The sequence below is a fragment of the Desulfovibrio sp. ZJ200 genome (assembly GCF_011039095.1).
GTDB lineage: Bacteria > Desulfobacterota > Desulfovibrionia > Desulfovibrionales > Desulfovibrionaceae > Desulfovibrio.
Window position 1 is genome coordinate 18,756 of record NZ_JAAKEH010000022.1, and the last position, 15,827, is coordinate 34,582.

A 15,827-nucleotide genomic window follows, 5' to 3' on the forward strand; every position below is an offset into this window, starting at 1 on the left:
TCGTTTAGCCGTGAATCAGCTTTTCCGCTTCCATGAAGGCGCGGAACATGTGCTCAATGGCGATCATGTTGTGATTGATGGACATGAAGAAAGCATCGACGGATTGCCCGAGCGATTCTGAGAAGGCGCGCTGGACTTTACCGAGGTTCTGCCCGTTCCCGTGGGAAAGGCCCATTTGCATGACGGCCTTCAAGTCCACGCTTGCCTTGAAAAGACTGCCACGCAGGTTCAGGATTTCCGCCATGCAGGATGCGCCCGCTTCTGCGAGGGGTGGATAGCCGGCAGGGAGGGCCTTGGGCTTGGGGTTTTCCAACGTCTGCCGCACGATTTCCATCTTCGTGAGATATTCAATGGCCTCGCTCATGCGCGATTGTGGCAACTGGCAGTAGCGGGCAATGCGGAAGTGGTTGTTGAAGCGGCTCCAGATCTGGGGGAACAGCCCTTTGGGCCGCGCATCGACCGGGATGGAGTCCACCCGCGCCTTGACCATCGCTTGCAGCGTGCATTGCTGGTCCGGCGTGAGTGGGGCATCGGAATTTTGGGTGGAACGTTCCGCCCTGCCGTTCATCCAGTAGCTCCACTGCATTGCCCAAAAGGAAAGGCCGGGAGCTGAGAACCGCCAAACGAACGGCAGGGGCATTACTGCTTACCTACTCCCGGCCAATATGTGCGTGAATATATCACGCCATAGGGCACGAAAAAAGCCATTGACAAACGGAATGGCGACCGTCGTTTGGGGAGTTTCTCAGGCTCCGTGCGGCCACCACGCCACAAAATGCGGGAAATGTCAACAACTTTTTTCGAGGGAAAATACTTGATAAAAATTTATATTATAAATATGTTTTATTTACGAAAGGAGAGAAAAGCATGAAATTTGTCTGGGACGCCCAAAAAGCTGCCATAAACAAACGTAAGCACGGGGTATCCTTTGAGGAAGCACAGACTGTCTTTCAAGACTGTGACGCATTGAGAATTTTCGACCCTGATCATTCGGAGGATGAAGACAGATTTTTGCTCCTCGGTCTGAGTTCGGTTCTCCGTTTGCTGGTAGTCTGTCACTGTTATCGCGAAAACGATGAAAAAATCAGGATTATTTCGGCACGGAAGGCATCAAAGTCCGAATTGACAACGTATGAACGGAGGAAATAGCCATGCGGGATGAATACGACTTTTCCAATGGTATCAAAAATCCTTATATTAAGCCGCAAAAAACAACGGTAACCATCCGACTTGACACGACAGTGGTTGAGTATTTCAAAGGTTTGTCGGAGCAGATAAACATACCTTATCAGACATTGATCAATGCTTACCTCGCCGATTGCGCGGCGAAGCAACGGAAGCCCGTGTTAAGTTGGGGGGAATAGCGATGCCGGGTGTTCACAACCGCCAAACAGGAACGGCTTTTGAGCGGGAAGGGCCGGAGCATGGAAAAGCTGCGTATTTCTTGGAGGGTAGTAAAAAGGGGGAACTGATGGGGTAACAAAGTTTTTTTATATTTATTTTATATAATAAATTTACTATGATATAGAAAAAGTTCTCAAGCCTCCCTTGCTACCAGAATGTAATCCCATGCGGGTTTCTATAACCCCGAAAGCCTTGAGAACAGGGTTTTCGGGGTTCTTTGCTTTCTCGTGGCGCCCGGTCCCAGGAACAGGCCACGAAGGTCAGGGAGCTTTTTTACTTTGAAGCCCTTGGAACGCGCAATGCCCGGCATAGCTTTTGCCGTCCCCTGAGACGCTCGCGTAAGGGTATGATCTTTCTGCCTTTTCTTGTGAAGAAGAAACCGCCAGGCACGAAAAGCGAGTGTAGTTGTAGCCTTGACTGAGAGAAGGAACTGATATGAATAGTGAAAAATGGAACGATCTAGTTGATATTTTTGAACAAAACAAATTTAGTTCTGAACAACAGCTGCAAAATATATGGGAAACTATATTTTCTGAATATTTTGGATATAGTAGATTAAAAGGAGATATCGACAGTAAAAGAACTATACAAATTGGTTCTACCGAAAGAATTATCCCTGACATTATTTTAAAAGACAATAATAGTGACTTATTTATTGTTGAATTAAAGAAATCTCAATTACATTGCGGAAATGAACAGTTAATCAGTTACTTAAAATTACTAAAAGTCAATGTTGGAATTTTAATATGCGATTGCATATATGTTTATTCCTTTGATTATACAAAAAATGATGCGGAACAAGACTTTATAAAAATAGATTTTATAAAAAATAACAAAGATGGTGAACTTTTTATTACGATGTTTTCAAAAACAAATTTTACTGAGGAAAATATAAAACAATTTATCAATAGTAAAATACAAACAAAGCAGAATGTATTAAATATTAAAAAAGAGATAAATAATGATTTACTATTCAATTTATTAGAAAAATATTTTTCTAATAAATATTCTACCGAAGAAATTAAAAAAGCAATAGAAACTATAGAAATTATAGTTACGGATAACTCTGGCAATGATTGCAGTAAAAAAGATAAAGCGGTTGCAATTTTCCAAAAATCTTCTTTTGTTCCTGTGGGAAATGATATTGGATCAAAACTGTCAAAAGACGATATTTGTGTATTATTCCAGAAAAATGGTATTAATTTACACAAACCAAATGATTTTACAAAAGCATCAAAAAACAAATCAAATAATGTTTATTGGGCAAATCCAAACATATCTGTGCTTGAACAGGATTGGGAACTTATTTTAAATGATTGGATTAATAAAGAATTACATTATTTTTTTATTCCAGCTAATTCAATACAGTTATCTGAATTAAAGGTAAGAAGTGATAATCCAGATAAGATCAATTTGAATATTCAATACAAAGATCAAAAATATTCCGACAGAGGTAGTAATATTAGTTTTAAAAAATGGCATATAAAAACAATAAAATATCAAATTTAGTTTAATCTCAGTATGTATTTAAAAATAATGAAATTTGTATTCCTAACTTACAAAATAAGCTTTTATAATATATAGTTATAACAAATTTGCATGAGTCCAAATTATGCTTCCGTCAACTATTTTAATCTGAACTCCGCCTCGACAATCCACTGGCCCCCGGTCTTTGCCGGGGGTCTTTTGCATGCGCCGTCTTTGCCGTCACCCGCGCTGCTCGAAAATTATTCACCTGCATAAAAGTTATACATCTTTCTCTGGCCTGAGGCACGCGCCCTGCGCTGAAAATGCCGTGCCTGATCCGGACCGGGAAAAGGGGCCGCGCCTTCATTGTTTTTTGCGGGCATCCGGTATATGATTATTCGCTTGGAGCACAAAGCCCAAGTTTGAAGGAGCGGGAATATGACCGAGGAAAAAAGAGAGACCCCAGCGCCGGAAGACGCTATCGAAGATTTTGCCGCCCTGCTGGCGGCCCACAGCGCGTCGTCCGAGCGTTTGCAGCCGGGCCAGAAAGTCAGCGGCACTGTGATTGCCGTCACCGGCGAAAGCGTCTTTGTGGACGTGGGCATCAAGGTTGACGGGATCATGGAGCGCAAGGACATTCTGGATGCCCAAGGCCAGGAAAGCGTCGGCCCGGGCGACAGCGTGGAAGCCTGGGTCATTGGCGTTTCCCCGCAGGAGATCCGCCTTTCCCGCTCCATGAGCGGCAGTGGCGTAGCCGCTCTGGAAGAGGCCCGGGACGCCGGGCTGCCGGTGGACGGCCGGGTAACCGCCGTGTGCAAGGGCGGCTACAGCGTAGAGGTCCTCGGCAAAACGGCTTTTTGCCCGGGCAGCCAGATGGATGGCGCGGCCCTGGGCGATGCGGATTCCCTGGTGGGGCGCACCCTGCAGTTTTTGATCATCCGCGTGGAGAACAGGGGCCGCAATGTCGTGGTCTCACGCCGCGCCCTGCTGGAGCGTGAGCGCCTTGAGCAGCTTGAGGTCCTTCTTGAACGTCTGAAAGTCAACGACACCGTGGAGGGCCGCATTTCCCGCCTGGCGCCCTTTGGCGCATTCATGGAACTGGCTCCGGCAGTGGAAGGCATGATCCATCTTTCCGAGCTTTCCTGGTCGCGCGTGGGCGCGGCGGATGAAGTCGTTTCGCCCGGGGATGTGGTCAGAGCCAAGGTCCTGTCGATCAGCAAGAACGACAAGGGGCAGGTGCGGATTTCCCTTTCGCGCAAGCAGGCCCAGGGCGATCCCTGGCTGGAAGCGCCGGAGCGGCTCAAGGCCGGAACCGTGGCGCAGGGCAAGGTTATGCGCCTGGCCCCGTTCGGCGCTTTTGTGGAACTGCTGCCCGGCGTTGAAGGCCTGATTCATATTTCCGAACTGGCCTGGGGCAAGCGGATCAACAAACCCGAGGAAGTGCTCAACGTGGGCGAAACAGTTTCCGTGAAAATCAAGGACGTGAACGCGGACGCCCGCCGTATCAGCCTGAGCCTGCGCGACGCCGAAGGCGATCCCTGGCAGGACGCGGCCCAGCGCTTTGCCGTGGGCGCGACAGTCAGCGGCACTGTGGAAAGCCGCACCCAATATGGCTTGTTTGTATCCCTGGCGCCGGGCATCACCGGGCTTTTGCCCGCAGGCGTCATGAAAAGCGCCAGGAATGCAGGGCAGTACGGCAAGCTTGACAAAGGCGACGCCGTCACCCTGGTTGTACAAAATATAGACAGCGCGGCGCGGCGCATCAGCCTTGCGCCCGAGGGCACGGAAGCCGCGGCCATGGCCGACGACAAAGCCTGGAAGCAGCATGCTTCATCCAGGGCGGCATCCGGCGACGCGGGTTTGGGCATTATGGCACAGGCCTTGCAAAATGCTATGAAAAAAAAGTAACGAGGAGCGTTTCCATGACAATACAGAAATACCTTGCCGCTGCTTTGGCCGTGATCTTTCTTGCGGCTGGGCAACTCGCCCAGGCGGCAGGGCTGCCCGATTTCACCGAACTGGCGGCCAAAAGCGGCCCGGCGGTCGTCAATATCGGCACCGAGCGGAAAAGCTCAGGGGGCGGCCCCGAAGACTTCTTCGGGGAGATGTTCCGCAACATGCCTCCCGGCTTTGAAAAATTTTTTGAACAGTTCGGCGGCAGCAAGGGCCGTGGCGGCAAACGGCCGCAGATGAAGCAGAAATCCCTGGGGTCGGGTTTTCTTGTCTCCGCGGACGGCTATATCGTCACCAATAATCATGTGGTGGCCGACGCCGACGTCATTCATGTCACCCTGGATGAAAGCAACGGCAAAAGTGAAACCTTGAAGGCCACGCTGATTGGTTCGGATGAGGAAACCGATCTGGCCCTCTTGAAAGTGGAAACGAAAAAACCTCTGCCGTTTCTTGTGTTCGGCGATTCCGACGCGCTCAAGGTAGGCGAGTGGCTGCTGGCCATCGGCAACCCATTCGGCCTGGATCATACCGTGACCGCGGGCATTCTGTCGGCCATGAACCGGGATATCCGTTCCGGCCCGTTTGACAATTTTCTGCAGACCGACGCCTCCATCAACCCGGGCAACAGCGGCGGACCGCTGCTGAACATGGCCGGGCAGGTCGTGGGCATCAATACGGCGATTATCGCCAGCGGCCAGGGCATCGGCTTCGCCATCCCCAGCAATATGGCCGCAAAAATCATTGATCAGATCAAAAGCGGCAAAAAGATCAGCCGCGGCTGGATCGGCGTCAGCATTCAGGATGTGGACGAAAATACCGCCAAAGCCCTGGGGCTTGCTGAACCCAAGGGCGCGCTGGTGGGCAACGTCATGGAAAACGAGCCTGCCGCCAAAGGCGGCGTAAAAGACGGCGATGTGATTATCGCCGTGGACAAGAAAGACATCGAAGACGCTTCGGCCCTGCTGCGCGCCATTGCGGACAAAGCCCCGGGCAGCCCTGCGGTGCTGACTGTCTGGCGCGACGGCAAGAACTATGATCTTACAGTGACGCTCGGCGAGCGCAAATCTTCCCAACTTGCGGACAACCGCCCCGGAAAAGGGCAGAAGCAGCGCAATGAAGGGCTTCTCGGCCTGACGGTGCGGCCTTTGAACAAGGACGAACGCCGCGAGCTGCGGCTCAACAAGGGCGAAGGTCTGCTGATCGTGGACGTGACCCCCGACAAGCCTGCCGCTGAAGCTGATCTGCGCCCCGGCGACGTGATTCTGAAAGCCAATCTGAAGCCCGTGAACAGCGTGGAAGAGCTTTCCAAAATCGTCAACGAGGAAGGCGTCAAACGCGGGGCAATCATGCTCCAGATCGAACGCCGCGGCGACGTGTATTTCCGTACCGTGCCTTTGCCGCAAAAATAAGCCGTTTACCGTTTTGCATGCAAGGGGGCTTCGGCCCCCTTTTTTTGTTGCAACATAGCTTGACATTCATCAAATAATGTTGAAATATTAATCTATGCAAAGCAGGCAGGCGAGTAAAATTTTTGAGGCGCTCTCCTCCGATGTGCGATTGGACCTGTTCCGGCTGTTGGTGAAGAATGCTCCTGAAGGTCTTGTGCAGGGGGATATTGCCAGGCAGCTCGCTATTCCCCCGACCAACCTTTCTTTTCATCTGAAAACCATTGTGCAAAGCGGGTTGGTGGACGTGGAAAGAGAAGGCCGCTTTATGCGTTACAAGGCCAATATCCCGCTGATGCTGCAAATCGTGGGGTATCTGACGGAAGAGTGCTGTTCGGGTAATCCGGAAGCCTGTCGCCGCTTCAGGCAAGCCAGTCCCGTAAAGGACGGCATACTGCCGAAACGCTAGGCCCGGGTATGAGGATTTTTTTACGAAAACATTTCAACTACTCAACATCTATTGCTCTATTGTATGAGGTTGCCATGTCTGCCACTCCCAAAACTCCAAGCTGTTGTTGTGCGTGCGGTTCACAGCCCACGGCCCCGATTGAAAACCCGAAAGGCTGGAACGGCAAATATTTTGCGGCTGTCGCGGGTCTGGCCGCGCTCTGGTGGCTTGCCTATTCCTCTGTTTTGCCGGCTTCGCACTGGCTGGTATTCAAGGTGCTCGGCCTTGACCCGGATTCGCATTGGGGCTTGTCCCTGGAGTTTTTTCTGTACGACACGGTGAAAATACTCCTGCTGCTGGTGGCCCTGATCTACGGCATTGCATGGATTCGCGCCTCGCTCAATGTCGAACGGGTCAGGGATTTTCTGGCGGGCAAGCGGCGCGGCCTCGGCTATTTCCTGGGCGCGACTTTCGGCGCGGTCACGCCGTTCTGCTCCTGTTCCAGTATTCCGCTGTTTCTTGGATTCACTACGGCGCGTATTCCCATCGGCATTACCATGTCCTTTCTTATAACCTCGCCGCTGATCAATGAAATTGCGGTTGTATTGCTGTGGGGGCTGCTCGGCTGGAAATTCACGCTGGTGTATGTTCTGGTCGGTATGGCGGCAGGCATCCTCGGAGGCTTTGTCATGGACGGCCTTAACGCAGGCCGTTGGTTGCAGCCGTTTATCCTTGAAACGCTGGAGAAAGCTCCGGCGCACCATTTTATCAATGAAGCAGGGGAGGTACAGAAACTGACCATACGCCAACGGCATTCCTTCGCTTACAGCGAGACTGCTTCCATTTGCAAGAGGGTCTGGAAGTGGGTGATCATGGGCGTGGGCATCGGCGCGGCACTGCACGGTTTCGTGCCGGATAACTGGTTTGCGGATAATCTTGGAGCCGGGGAATGGTGGTCGGTTCCGGCGGCGGTACTGGTAGCTATCCCGTTGTATTCCAACGTCACCGGCATTATTCCGATTATGGAAAGCCTTTTGACGAAGGGGCTGCCCATTGGCACGACTCTGGCTTTTTGCATGAGCGCAGTCGCGGCGAGCATACCGGAAGTTATGATGCTCCGGCAGATTATGACCATCAAGCTGCAAGCGACGTTCATAGGCTATTTGTGGGTGATCTTTACAGTACTGGGCTGGCTGTTCAACATCCTTGGCCCGTATATGGTTTAATCAACTGGAGAAAGACAATGGAAATCAAAATATTCGGCCCTGGCTGCGCCCGTTGCACGGAAACGGAAAATCTGGTGAAAGAAATAGCTGCGACCAAAGGCGGAAATATCACAGTGCAAAAAGTATCCGACTTTAAAGAAATGATGGCGGCGGGCATCATGTCTACCCCGGCCATAGCTGTTGACGGCGTGGTGAAATCCAGCGGCAGGGTTCCCGGCAAAGCAGAAATTGCGGCCTGGATTGACAGCGCCTCCGGCTCGGCTGTTCAGGGCACAAGCGGTGGTTGCTGCGGTGAAAACTGCTGACGGATTGATAGAAGCAGATTGTCATGAACTATGGCCCGGATGCGATTCCGGGTCATAGAGCAATTTCACTTTGAAATTGCTCTGGCGGCCGCGGGAGCGGACGCCCGCGCCGAATGAGCGTCCAGACCGCGCTCTGGACGCGAAATGATGGCAGCGCCGCTTTTGAAATTGAATAATTTCAAAAGCAAAATGCTCTCGTTCATTTCCGATCAAGTCGAAACCAGTTCACTTGACGATGGCTCTTTTTGCCAGGTTTCATGTGAATGGAACTCTTGATGATAGTGAAACATTATTTAGTTAATATACTCATCTTGTTAATACTCTTGATGAAAAAACCTCGCGTCGAGGCTCAAAAAACGTACAGCCCGGCTGCAATGCAACCGGGCTGTAACATTCACAGGCCACAGCGTTTCACTGAGCAGGCTAGCCGATATCCCAGTCAAGGCCGAAGGTGTCGTGCAGGATGCGCACAGCCAGCTCCACATATTTTTCCTGGATCAAAATGGTTATTTTGATTTCAGAAGTGCTGATCATCAGAATATTGATGCCTTCCTGGGTCAGTGCGGCAAAAGCGCGGGCCGCAACGCCGGAATGATTGCGCATGCCTACGCCGATGGCGGAAACTTTGGCTACGCTGACGTCGTGCATCACTTCCGAGGCCCCTGTTTTCCGGGCTACTTCCGTCATGATCTCAAGCGTCTGGGGCAGATCCTTGCGCGTGATGGTGAAGGTAATGTCGGTATGCCCGTCAAGGCTGGTGTTCTGGACGATCATATCCACCAGAATGCCTTTTTCCGAAAGCGGGCCGAACACCGCCGCCGCAACTCCCGGCACATCGGGCAGATCCCGCAGGGTTACGCGGGCTTGATCTTTATCGTAGGCAATGCCGGAAACAAGCACAGCTTCCATGCTGGAATCCTCCTGAGTGACAAGAGTGCCGGGATCGTCGCTGAACGTGGAGCGCACGTGCACAGGGACCTTGTATTTTTTGGCAAATTCCACAGATCGGATATGCAGAACCTTGGCCCCCATGCTCGCCATTTCCAGCATTTCCTCATAGGCGACGCGATCCATCTTGCGGGCCGTGGAGCAAATATTGGGGTCAGTGGTATAAACGCCATCCACGTCCGTGTAAATTTCGCATTCCACGGAACCGAGAGCCGCGGCCAAGGCCACTGCCGAGGTATCGGAACCGCCGCGGCCCAGGGTCGTGACCCGGCCGTTTTTCGTGCAGCCCTGAAAACCCGCCACCACCAGAACGTCGTAGTGCTCCAGGTACTGGCGCAGCGCCTTGCTGTCAATGTCCAGAATACGCGCCCGACCGAAATCGTCGTCCGTGGTGATTGGAATCTGGCTGCCCAGCAGGGAACGGGCGCGGATGCCCGCATCTTTGAGCAGCATGGTGAAAAGGCTGATGGAGACCTGCTCGCCGGTGGAAACCAGCATGTCGCACTCCGCCTTGTCAGGGGTGTCCGACCAGGCTTCCGCAAGCGCCAGCAACCTGTTGGTCTCCCCGGCCCTGGCCGAAAGCACGGCAATCACCTTGTTGCCGCGTTGCAAGCCGTTCAGGACTTTTTCACGCACTTTTTTCATGCACTCCAGGGTTGCCACTGAAGTGCCGCCGAACTTTTGTACAAGAATCTTCATGCCTGTATCCATGTGTCCACGATCCTTCACCGAGCAGGCAGGCCGCTTAACCTGCGCATCAAGACATGAGACGGCCGCAAAACACTCAAAACATGTTAGCGCGGGCCGTGAGCGTAAAAATCGCCTTTTGCCCGGCTGTCACGGCAAACGCGTGGCCGGTCCGCCCGGCACAGCAGTGCGAAGTCGTCGCGAAAGGCCGATCTTACGCCTCGCTCTCCGGCCAGACGGCGCGCAGACTGCCCAGAAGAGCCGTTGCGTTGTGGCCGTGGGCCTGCATAAGCAACAGTCTGCTTTCTTCGCACGACTCAAAGGATATGTCCAGATATTCTTCCGGCAGTTCAGCCTCGGGCAGATATTCGGCCCATTCCACAATGGTCAGAACAGCGGGATCGTCCAGCCCTTCCGCAAGCTCATCCGGCAGGGAGGAGCCGCTGCGGTAGAGATCGCAATGCAGCACAGGCGGCGAGGTGGGATAATGGTTGCAAACGGTAAACGAGGGGCTTGCCACTTCCGCTGAAGAGCCGCCGGGCAAGGCTTCGACCAGCGCGCGGGTCAAGGTGGTTTTGCCGCTGCCCAGAGGGCCGCGAAGCAAAAGAGCCCGCAGAGCGGGGCAGGCGGGCAGGCTTTGGGCCAGCCACTGCCCGAGGCGGGTCGTATCCTCAAGCCCTGCCAGTTTCACGACGGCCACGGCAAAATCTCCTGATCCGGTGTGACACGGGCAAGGCGCGCCCGCACATGGGGCAGGGCATCCGCCACTTCCCCGGCCGTATTGCCCCGCGCTGGATAGCGCCTTGCGCAGGCCCGCCCGGCCAGAGCGTGCAACGCCACTCCCATGCCGGCTACGGGCAGGCTGGTTTGCCAGCCCGCCTGACAGGCTGCCAGGAGACCGCCAAGGCAACCGGCAAGCACATCGCCTGATCCGCCCACTGCCAATTGGGGCACGTCATAGGGGCTTGCCAGCAGCGGGCCTTGCCCTTGCCCTGCCAGTGTGCCCGCGCCTTTGAGCACGACCGTGCCCAGGCAGGCGCGGCAGAGCGCGGCCAGAGCCGCGAACCTGTCCGCCTGCACGACCGGCGCGGCGCATTGCAGCAGGGCCGCGGCTTCGCCGGGATGCGGCGTCAGAATGTCGCGCTCGTTGATCTTGCGCAGTAGCGCCGGTTCACGGGCGAGCAGGATCAGTGCGTCGGCGTCGAACACGGCGGGAGGGCGGTTGTCCAAGGCCAGCACAGAGGCCAGAAAGGCGGCGGCCTCCTTGCCCCGGCCCATGCCGGGGCCCACGACCAACGCGCCGCAGCGTTCCAGCAGATTGCCCAGCGTCTCGGGAATTTCCGAAGGCCAGCGACACTGATCCGGCTCTCCCAATGCCAGAGTCATGATTTCCGGCCAGCCGTTTTTGATCTCGGTCACGGAGGCCGCGGGCGCAGCCGCGGTGACCAGCCCCGCTCCGGCGCGCAGGGCTGCTCTGGACGCCAGATGGGCCGCGCCGCCGAGACCGGGCGCGCCGCCGAGCACAAGGACATGGCCGAAACGGTTTTTATAACTTTCCGCCGCGGGAGAGGGCAGAGCCGCCAGACTGCGCCCGTCCAGCAAATACGCGCTGCAAGGACAAGTTTTGCGCACCACGGCCGGAATGCCGATGGCGCGGACATGCAGCGTGCCGGCCCAGGCGCGCGCCCAGGGCAGAATCAGCCCGGGCTTGGCCGCCGCAAAGCTGACTGTGGCGGTCGCGCGCACGGCTATGGGGCAAGGTCTGCCGGTAACGCCGTCGAGCCCTGAGGGAATATCCAGTGCCAGCACAAAGCGGGGCGGGTCCAGGGCATTGAGGCGCTGGACAAGTTCCGCCAGATCCGGCCGCAAATCACCGTTGAAGCCGGTCCCCAACAGCCCGTCGACAATAATTTCCGGCGCTGCCTTCCAGTCCGGCAGATCCGGGCGGCGCAAAAAAGCAAAGGGAACGCCTGTGGCCCTGGCCATGCGGATGTGCCTGGCTGTTGCTCCTGCATAGCTTTTCAACGGCCTGATGTGCCAGACCAGCGGGCGGGCGCCTTCGTCCAGCAGGTGACGGGCGAGACAGGCCGCATCCCCGCCGTTGTTGCCGCTGCCCATGAACAGCCAGATCTTGTGACCGGCAAGATCCGGGATATGTTCCCGCAGCGCCGCCAAGGCGGAGCGCGCGGCATTTTCCATGAGCATGACGTCCGGCAGGCCCAGGGCCACGGAAGCCGCATCCCAGCGGCGCATTTCGGCGGGCAGGGGCAGGGCGGGCAGCATGTCGAAAAAATCGGCCGCAGTGCGCATCATGCCTCCAGAACCACCACGGCCACAGCCGCGAAACGCTCGTGGCTGATGGAAAGGTGGCAATGTTTGACGCCCAACCGGCGCGCCCGGTTTTCGGCCTCAGCCAGCAGGCGTAATTGCGGCGCTCCCTGCGCATCGTGCCCGACTTCGATCTGGCGCGGCCCGATCCCGTTGCTGAAGCCTGTGCCCAATGCCTTGACCGCCGCCTCTTTGGCCGAAAATCGCCCGGCCAGGTAGGCGATAGGACGCGCGGGCAAAGCCGCCAGTTCAGCGGGAGTCAGGATTTTTTCCAGGAACCGGAGGCCGAATTTCCGGTAGATGGCCTCAAGGCGCGCCAGTTCCGTCATATCTATGCCCAAACCCACAATCATAGCCGCTCCGCTGCCGAAGACCCAAGCGCCCGATCGTAGTCTGACGCTTGCCCGCCGCTGAAATTTCGTTTATGCTGATACATTCACTACACCTATTCTGACCCGTTCCCGGCCGGTACGTCAAGCGCGCCCGACTGCCGGGAACGCAGGGGAGCATCATTCATGAAACTGTGCATTATCGGGACAGGCTATGTGGGCCTGGTCAGCGCGGCCTGCTTTGCGGAAATGGGCAATACCGTAACCTGCGTGGACGTCAATCCGGCCGTGGTCGATAAACTTAATGCCGGTTCCGTGCATATTTTCGAGCCAGGCCTTGAGCCCATGGTGCGGCGCAGCCGCGCCGACGGTCGACTGCGCTTCACTACCAGTCTTGAGCAGGGCATTGCCGATGCCGACTGCGCCTTTATCTGCGTGGGCACTCCCCCCCAGCCTGACGGCTCCTGCGATTTGAGCTATGTGCGGCAGGTCGCCTCTGAAATCGGACGGCAGATGCAAAAGGATCTGATCGTAGTGGACAAGTCCACTGTGCCGGTCGGCACGGCCGACAATGTGCGCGCGCTGATTGAAAAGGAATTGGCAGCGCGCGGCCTGAATTTGCATGTAGACGTGGTTTCCAATCCCGAATTTCTCAAAGAGGGCGATGCCATAGCGGATTTCATGAAGCCGGATCGCGTGGTCCTGGGCACGGATTCAGAGCGCGCGGCCGCGGTCATGCGCGAACTTTACGCGCCCTTTGCCCGCACGCGCGAAAAGCTGATCGTCATGGGCGTTCGCAGCGCGGAAATGACCAAATACGCCGCAAACTGCATGTTGGCCACCAAGATTTCCTTTATCAACGAGATTGCCGCCATTTGCGAGCGGGTGGGAGCCGACGTGCGCGACGTGCGCGCCGGCATCGGCTCGGATTCGCGTATCGGCTACCAGTTCATTTACCCCGGCGTGGGCTATGGGGGATCGTGCTTCCCCAAAGATGTCAAGGCGTTGATCCACACTGCGGAAAAGGCGGGGGCCGACCCTCTGCTGCTCACTGCGGTGGAGGCCGTCAATGCCCGCCAGAAACTGCATATGGCTGAGCGCATTCAAGAATACTTCGCGCCGCAGGGCGGGGTCAAAGGCAAGACTCTGGCTCTCTGGGGCCTGGCTTTCAAAGCCAATACCGACGACATGCGCGAAGCCGCTTCCATCAGCATCGTCAAGGCCCTTACGGACGCGGGCATGCGCATCCGCGCTTTTGATCCCGTTGCCGGGGCCAATGCCCGGCGGGTTTTCCAGGGCAATCCGCTGGTGGAAATACTGGACGATCAATATGCCGTCTGCAAGGGCGCGCAAGCCCTGCTCGTGGTGACGGAGTGGAACCAATTCCGCAATCCGGATTTCGAGCGCGTGAAAACACTGCTCACGGCCCCCTTGCTCTTTGACGGGCGCAATTTATATTCTCCTGCATTCATGGCGGAGTGGGGCTTTGCCTACTTCTGCATCGGCCGCCCGGCCGCCTGATTTAGAGCGGTTTGCTAATGAAATTAGCTAAACCGCTCTGGCGACAGCGTTAGCTGGCGCCCGCGCCGGCGGTAGCCGTTAGCAAGCTTTGCTTGCTTGCGCCAGCCGTTGGCGAGTCTGCGAGCCTTACGGATGGCGACAGCGGTTGCGTTGGCTGGCTGCCGCAGTAACCAGTTGCTGTCTTCATCCGTAGCTTCCTTCGTCGCAACGGCTGAAGCCTGGACGCGAAATGATGGCAGCGAAGAAGTGATTGAAAATGAATATTTTCAATCAGAAAATGCTCTAGAGCATTTTCACTTTGAAAATGCTCTGCTGACGCGAAAGCGGCAGCCGCCGCAACGCGGCGTACATTCAGGCGAAAACCGCGTTTTTCGCCTGAATGCCACCTTTGACTTTTATAAAAAGTCAAAGGTAATCTGCTCTAGGATTCCATATCGGGGCCGGGGCAGTTTTTTTGCCTCAGCCCCGAACCGCAAAAGCCCAATACCAGGCCAGAATCGGTACTGCCAGCGCCAGCAGGGCCGCCACTGTCTGCGGCAGCGCGGGCCAGCCGCGCCGCAGCCGCCAGGCCTCGCAGATTCCCAAAGCCAGGCCGCACAACAAGCCGCACACATGCGCCGCGTAGTCGGTGTTTTCCCCTTCCGTGCCCAGCATGGCCAGAAGGGCCGCTCCGGCGGCCACCGGCAGCATGGCTTTGCGCCGCTGTTTCTGCTGGCAGGCCATAAAGCCCGCCAGAATTCCCACCGTTGCGAAGAGGGCCGTGGAAAAACCGATGCTCAGCGTGGCTCGGGGCCGCAGCAATGCCGCCAGCGCGTTGCCCAGTATCCCGCCGAGCATTGTCAACAAGAGGGCGCGGCCCACCCCCGCCACACGGGCCAGCAAGGGCAGAAACAGCGCTCCTGCGGCCACATTGCCCCAAAGGTGGGGCAGACCCGCGTGCAGGGTTAATGCCGTGACCAGCCTGTAGGCCTGCCCGTAAACGCGCAAAAGCACGTTGTCCAGTACGCCCGCGCCAAGCCAGGTGTTCGGCGGCGGCAAAAAATCCGGCGCAGCCCACCACCCGAAGCGCCAGCCGTGCCAAAGGATCAGCGGCAGTAAAAAAAAGATCGCCACAACGCTGTGCGCATGCACGGGCAAAGGCCGCGGCGTTCGATCCTGTGCCGGCTCGGCTTCAAAGCCGCGCAGCTCTGTGAGAGCATAGTGCTCCAGGAGGGGAGGCACATAGATATACTCACGCTTGCGGAACGTGTTCAGCACATAGGGGATGCCGCAGGCGTTCAGCACCAATTGCCAGTCGCGACGCTGCGCATAATCTTTGATGCCGCCGGGGCCCGTAATGTTGCGCCAGAACGACGGCAGAGCACGAGGCCTGCGCCGCATTGCCCAGCGTTGAGCCCCACGCCGAAAAGCTTGCGGTTGAACGCCGCGCATCCGTACCCTCGGTTGATGAACAAAAATGCCTGATCCCCATGTTGCCGCCACGTCGCGCAACGATGTGCCGAACTCAAGGCTGCGCCCAACGGCAAAACCCCAGGGCAGGCGGCACAAAAAAAGCCCCGACAGCGCGCTGGCGGGGCTTGCCTGGCAGCAATAAATTTTTTAGCCCTGCTTGCGGACCACGGGCTTGGTCACCACGCCGGAACGCAGGCAACGGGTGCACACGACAAGCGTGCGCACGCTGCCGTCCGGGAACTGATGGCGCACGCGTTGCAGGTTAGGGTTGAAGCGGCGTTTTGTCTTGATATTGGAATGGCTCACGAGATTGCCGACCTGGGGCTTTTTGCCGCAGAAATCGCATTCCTTGCTCATACTTGTCCTCCGTATAT

Annotated in this window: 17 protein-coding genes; 9 read left to right on the plus strand and 8 right to left on the minus strand. The window is 56.0% G+C overall.

The window, feature by feature from the left end; translation table 11 throughout:
• Positions 1-4: 4 nt before the first annotated feature.
• A complete protein-coding gene (locus G7Y52_RS07735; RefSeq protein WP_165069516.1) occupies positions 5-640 on the minus strand; it encodes an ORF6C domain-containing protein in 636 nt (211 codons plus the stop codon).
• Positions 641-867: 227 nt separating this feature from the next.
• Here G7Y52_RS07735 and G7Y52_RS07740 point away from each other — a divergent pair, with 227 nt between their 5' ends.
• From G7Y52_RS07740 to G7Y52_RS07775, 8 genes are all read left to right on the plus strand, one after another.
• On the plus strand, positions 868-1,149 hold the full coding sequence (locus tag G7Y52_RS07740) for a BrnT family toxin (protein WP_165069519.1): 282 nt from the start codon (positions 868-870) through the stop codon (positions 1,147-1,149).
• A 2-nt stretch (positions 1,150-1,151) separates the two neighbouring features.
• A complete protein-coding gene (locus tag G7Y52_RS07745) occupies positions 1,152-1,364 on the plus strand; it encodes a BrnA antitoxin family protein (protein WP_165069524.1) in 213 nt (70 codons plus the stop codon).
• Positions 1,365-1,839: 475 nt separating this feature from the next.
• The gene (locus tag G7Y52_RS07750) at positions 1,840-2,913 is read left to right on the plus strand and encodes a hypothetical protein (protein WP_165069528.1); all 1,074 of its coding nucleotides are present in this window, start codon (positions 1,840-1,842) and stop codon (positions 2,911-2,913) included.
• 396 nt (positions 2,914-3,309) lie between these two features.
• A complete protein-coding gene (locus G7Y52_RS07755) occupies positions 3,310-4,779 on the plus strand; it encodes a 30S ribosomal protein S1 (protein WP_165069532.1) in 1,470 nt (489 codons plus the stop codon).
• Positions 4,780-4,793: 14 nt separating this feature from the next.
• The gene (locus G7Y52_RS07760; protein WP_165069534.1) at positions 4,794-6,233 is read left to right on the plus strand and encodes a DegQ family serine endoprotease; all 1,440 of its coding nucleotides are present in this window, start codon (positions 4,794-4,796) and stop codon (positions 6,231-6,233) included.
• 94 nt (positions 6,234-6,327) lie between these two features.
• Complete coding sequence (locus G7Y52_RS07765; RefSeq protein WP_165069537.1) at positions 6,328-6,678, plus strand: helix-turn-helix domain-containing protein; 351 nt, start codon at positions 6,328-6,330, stop codon at positions 6,676-6,678.
• Positions 6,679-6,686: 8 nt separating this feature from the next.
• Positions 6,687-7,883, plus strand: coding sequence for a permease (locus G7Y52_RS07770; RefSeq protein ID WP_241159654.1), 1,197 nt, complete (start codon positions 6,687-6,689; stop codon positions 7,881-7,883).
• A gap of 17 nt (positions 7,884-7,900) precedes the next feature.
• The gene (locus G7Y52_RS07775) at positions 7,901-8,188 is read left to right on the plus strand and encodes a thioredoxin family protein (RefSeq protein ID WP_165069540.1); all 288 of its coding nucleotides are present in this window, start codon (positions 7,901-7,903) and stop codon (positions 8,186-8,188) included.
• A gap of 423 nt (positions 8,189-8,611) precedes the next feature.
• Here G7Y52_RS07775 and G7Y52_RS07780 read toward each other — a convergent pair whose 3' ends face one another.
• The 4 genes from G7Y52_RS07780 to G7Y52_RS07795 all read right to left on the minus strand — a co-directional run bounded on the left by G7Y52_RS07780 (position 8,612) and on the right by G7Y52_RS07795 (position 12,504).
• Entirely contained in the window at positions 8,612-9,835 is a 1,224-nt protein-coding gene (locus tag G7Y52_RS07780; protein ID WP_165069544.1) for an aspartate kinase, read from the minus strand.
• 202 nt (positions 9,836-10,037) lie between these two features.
• Positions 10,038-10,523: a tRNA (adenosine(37)-N6)-threonylcarbamoyltransferase complex ATPase subunit type 1 TsaE gene (tsaE, locus tag G7Y52_RS07785; RefSeq protein WP_165069562.1), complete on the minus strand. Its 486-nt coding sequence runs from the start codon at positions 10,521-10,523 to the stop codon at positions 10,038-10,040.
• Positions 10,511-12,136: an NAD(P)H-hydrate dehydratase gene (locus tag G7Y52_RS07790; RefSeq protein ID WP_346773713.1), complete on the minus strand. Its 1,626-nt coding sequence runs from the start codon at positions 12,134-12,136 to the stop codon at positions 10,511-10,513. Before G7Y52_RS07790 ends, tsaE begins: the two co-directional genes overlap by 13 nt.
• Complete coding sequence (locus G7Y52_RS07795; RefSeq protein ID WP_165069567.1) at positions 12,133-12,504, minus strand: holo-[acyl-carrier-protein] synthase; 372 nt, start codon at positions 12,502-12,504, stop codon at positions 12,133-12,135. Before G7Y52_RS07795 ends, G7Y52_RS07790 begins: the two co-directional genes overlap by 4 nt.
• Positions 12,505-12,666: 162 nt before the next feature.
• Here G7Y52_RS07795 and G7Y52_RS07800 point away from each other — a divergent pair, with 162 nt between their 5' ends.
• Positions 12,667-14,001 carry a UDP-glucose/GDP-mannose dehydrogenase family protein gene (locus G7Y52_RS07800; protein WP_165069572.1) on the plus strand — a complete coding sequence of 445 codons (1,335 nt, stop codon included), beginning with the start codon at positions 12,667-12,669 and terminating at the stop codon, positions 13,999-14,001.
• Between the two features lie 49 nt (positions 14,002-14,050).
• Here the strand turns inward: G7Y52_RS07800 and G7Y52_RS07805 are convergent, their stop codons facing one another.
• The 3 genes from G7Y52_RS07805 to rpmB all read right to left on the minus strand — a co-directional run bounded on the left by G7Y52_RS07805 (position 14,051) and on the right by rpmB (position 15,810).
• Positions 14,051-14,410 carry a hypothetical protein gene (locus tag G7Y52_RS07805; RefSeq protein WP_165069575.1) on the minus strand — a complete coding sequence of 120 codons (360 nt, stop codon included), beginning with the start codon at positions 14,408-14,410 and terminating at the stop codon, positions 14,051-14,053.
• Between the two features lie 50 nt (positions 14,411-14,460).
• The gene (locus G7Y52_RS07810; protein WP_241159656.1) at positions 14,461-15,381 is read right to left on the minus strand and encodes a rhomboid family intramembrane serine protease; all 921 of its coding nucleotides are present in this window, start codon (positions 15,379-15,381) and stop codon (positions 14,461-14,463) included.
• Positions 15,382-15,600: 219 nt separating this feature from the next.
• Positions 15,601-15,810 carry a 50S ribosomal protein L28 gene (gene rpmB / locus G7Y52_RS07815; protein WP_165069589.1) on the minus strand — a complete coding sequence of 70 codons (210 nt, stop codon included), beginning with the start codon at positions 15,808-15,810 and terminating at the stop codon, positions 15,601-15,603.
• Positions 15,811-15,827: the final 17 nt, after the last annotated feature.

Coding starts and splice junctions, on each gene's coding strand:
- G7Y52_RS07735 (WP_165069516.1), bottom strand. CDS start 640: ATGCCCCTGCCGTTCGTTTGGCGGTTCTCAGCTCCCGGCCTTTCCTTT.
- G7Y52_RS07740 (WP_165069519.1), top strand. CDS start 868: ATGAAATTTGTCTGGGACGCCCAAAAAGCTGCCATAAACAAACGTAAG.
- G7Y52_RS07745 (WP_165069524.1), top strand. CDS start 1,152: ATGCGGGATGAATACGACTTTTCCAATGGTATCAAAAATCCTTATATT.
- G7Y52_RS07750 (WP_165069528.1), top strand. CDS start 1,840: ATGAATAGTGAAAAATGGAACGATCTAGTTGATATTTTTGAACAAAAC.
- G7Y52_RS07755 (WP_165069532.1), top strand. CDS start 3,310: ATGACCGAGGAAAAAAGAGAGACCCCAGCGCCGGAAGACGCTATCGAA.
- G7Y52_RS07760 (WP_165069534.1), top strand. CDS start 4,794: ATGACAATACAGAAATACCTTGCCGCTGCTTTGGCCGTGATCTTTCTT.
- G7Y52_RS07765 (WP_165069537.1), top strand. CDS start 6,328: ATGCAAAGCAGGCAGGCGAGTAAAATTTTTGAGGCGCTCTCCTCCGAT.
- G7Y52_RS07770 (WP_241159654.1), top strand. CDS start 6,687: ATGAGGATTTTTTTACGAAAACATTTCAACTACTCAACATCTATTGCT.
- G7Y52_RS07775 (WP_165069540.1), top strand. CDS start 7,901: ATGGAAATCAAAATATTCGGCCCTGGCTGCGCCCGTTGCACGGAAACG.
- G7Y52_RS07780 (WP_165069544.1), bottom strand. CDS start 9,835: ATGAAGATTCTTGTACAAAAGTTCGGCGGCACTTCAGTGGCAACCCTG.
- G7Y52_RS07790 (WP_346773713.1), bottom strand. CDS start 12,136: ATGATGCGCACTGCGGCCGATTTTTTCGACATGCTGCCCGCCCTGCCC.
- G7Y52_RS07795 (WP_165069567.1), bottom strand. CDS start 12,504: ATGATTGTGGGTTTGGGCATAGATATGACGGAACTGGCGCGCCTTGAG.
- G7Y52_RS07800 (WP_165069572.1), top strand. CDS start 12,667: ATGAAACTGTGCATTATCGGGACAGGCTATGTGGGCCTGGTCAGCGCG.
- G7Y52_RS07810 (WP_241159656.1), bottom strand. CDS start 15,381: ATGCGGCGCAGGCCTCGTGCTCTGCCGTCGTTCTGGCGCAACATTACG.
- rpmB (WP_165069589.1), bottom strand. CDS start 15,810: ATGAGCAAGGAATGCGATTTCTGCGGCAAAAAGCCCCAGGTCGGCAAT.